The 2,232-nt window shown below is 73.0% G+C and carries 2 protein-coding genes; both read left to right on the plus strand.

The features are described 5' to 3' along the window. Window positions 1-947, plus strand: a 947-nt coding sequence (gene mmuM / locus JGS39_RS38930; RefSeq protein ID WP_236066022.1) for a homocysteine S-methyltransferase, incomplete at its 5' end; no start/stop codon positions are given. Window positions 948-990: 43 nt separating this feature from the next. After that, window positions 991-2,232, plus strand: a 1,242-nt coding sequence (locus JGS39_RS38935; protein WP_219574490.1) for a 3' terminal RNA ribose 2'-O-methyltransferase Hen1, incomplete at its 3' end; no start/stop codon positions are given.

Raw genomic sequence — 2,232 nt, forward strand, 5'->3', positions numbered from 1 at the left:
CCGCCGCCCCGGCCGGGGCGCCGCCCCGCCCGCTCGCCACCGCGCTCGCGGCGGGAACGGTCCTGCTCGACGGCGGGCTCTCCAACCAGTTGGAGGCGCAGGGCTGCGATCTGTCCGACGACCTCTGGTCGGCCCGGCTGCTCGTGGACGGACCGGACCAGATCGAGGCGGCGCACACGGCGTATGTGCGGGCGGGTGCGCAGGTGCTCATCACGTCCGGCTATCAGGCGAGTTTCGAAGGGTTCCGGCAGCGCGGCATCGGGCGGGCGGCTGCGGCGGGGCTCTTCGCCCGCAGTGTGGAGCTGGCCCGCCGGGCGGCCGGGGCGGTGGACCGGGACGTCTGGGTCGCGGCCTCGGTCGGCCCGTACGGGGCGGTGACGGCGGACGGGGCGGAGTACCGGGGCCGCTACGGGCTCACGATCCGGGAACTGGAACGCTTCCACCGCCCCCGGATCGAGGCCCTGGCCGCCGCCGGCCCCGATGTGCTGGCGCTGGAGACGGTGCCGGACACGGACGAGGCGCAGGCGTTGCTGCGGGTGGCGGGGGAGTGCGGGCTGCCGGTCTGGCTCTCCTACACCGTGGCCGGTGACCGGACCAGGGCCGGGCAGCGGCTGGAGGAGGCGTTCGGTCTCGTCGCCGGGGAGGAACAGGTGGTGGCGGCCGGGGTGAACTGCTGCGATCCGGCCGACGTGGACGGGGCGGTCCAGGTGGCGGCGGAGGCGACCGGGAAACCGGTCGTCGTCTATCCGAACAGCGGTGAACGCTGGGACGCGCAGGGCAGGGCGTGGACCGGGGGCGCCACGTTCGACCCCGGACAGGTCCGGGCCTGGCAGGACGTCGGTGCGCGGCTGGTCGGCGGCTGCTGCCGCGTCGGTCCGGCCACTATCGCGGAACTGGCCGTGCTGCTCGGCGAAGGAGGGACGACACACGAGCCCGGGGAGAGCTGAAAATGCCTGGTGAGGGCGAGTCAACCGGACCATACTCGGACACGTGTTCCTGACGATCAGTACCACCGGCACCCCGGAGCGTCCCGCCACCGATCTCGGCTTTCTGCTGCACAAGCATCCCGAGAAGGCGCAGACGTTCTCCACCTCGCACGGCACCGCGCATGTCTTCTATCCCGAGGCATCCGCGGAGCAGTGCACAGCCGCGCTGCTGCTGGAGGTGGATCCCGTGGCGCTGGTGCGGCGGGGCAAGGGCAAGGGGCGCGGCGGTGCCCCCGACGCGGCACTCGCGCAGTACGTCAACGACCGTCCCTACGCCGCGTCCTCGCTGCTTTCCGTCGCGATGAGCACCGTCTTCAAGTCCGCGCTGAGCGGCGCCTGCAAGGCGATGCCCGAGCGCGCGGCGGAGCCGATGCCGTTGCGGATCGAGGTTCCCGCCCTGCCGGCCCGTGGTGGTGCCGAGCTGGTGCGGGCGCTCTTCGGTCCGCTCGGCTGGTCGCGCGTGGACGCGGTGGCCGTGCCGCTGGACGAGCAGTTCCCCGAGTGGGGGGACTCGCGGTACGTACGGCTCGTGCTGGAGGGCGAGCTGAGGCTCGCGGACGCCCTGCGCCAGCTCTACGTCCTGCTGCCGGTTCTCGACGACGCCAAGCACTACTGGGTGGCGCCGGACGAGGTGGACAAGCTGCTGCGGGCCGGCGAGGGCTGGCTGGCCGACCACCCCGAGCAGAAGCTGATCACCAGCCGGTATCTGTCGCGGCGCTGGGGGCTGACCCGGCAGGCGATGCAGCGGCTGGAGCTGGTGCGGCTCGCCGAGTCCGACGACCTCGAAGTCGAGAGCATCGACAACGCGGTCGACGAGACGGCCGACACGGAGGAGCGGCCGGTGCCGCTCGCCGAGCAGCGCAGGGCCGCGATCCTGGCGGCGCTGACCGCTGCGGGGGCCGGCCGCGTGCTCGACCTGGGCTGCGGCCAGGGTCAGTTGGTGCAGGCACTGCTGAAGGACGTGCGCTTCACCGAGATCGTCGGCGTGGACGTCTCGATGCGCGCCCTGACGATCGCCTCGCGCCGGCTGAAGCTGGACCGGATGGGGGAGCGCCAGGCCGCCCGGGTGACGCTTCGGCAGGGCTCGCTCACGTACACGGACAAGCGGCTCAAGGGATACGACGCGGCGGTGCTCAGCGAGGTCGTCGAGCACCTCGACCTGCCGCGGCTGCCGGCCCTGGAGTACGCGGTGTTCGGCGTGGCCCGCCCCCGTACCGTGCTCGTGACCACGCCGAACACCGCGTAC

Origin of the sequence: Streptomyces poriferorum, from assembly GCF_019399235.1 — a bacterium.
Classification (GTDB): domain Bacteria; phylum Actinomycetota; class Actinomycetes; order Streptomycetales; family Streptomycetaceae; genus Streptomyces; species Streptomyces poriferorum.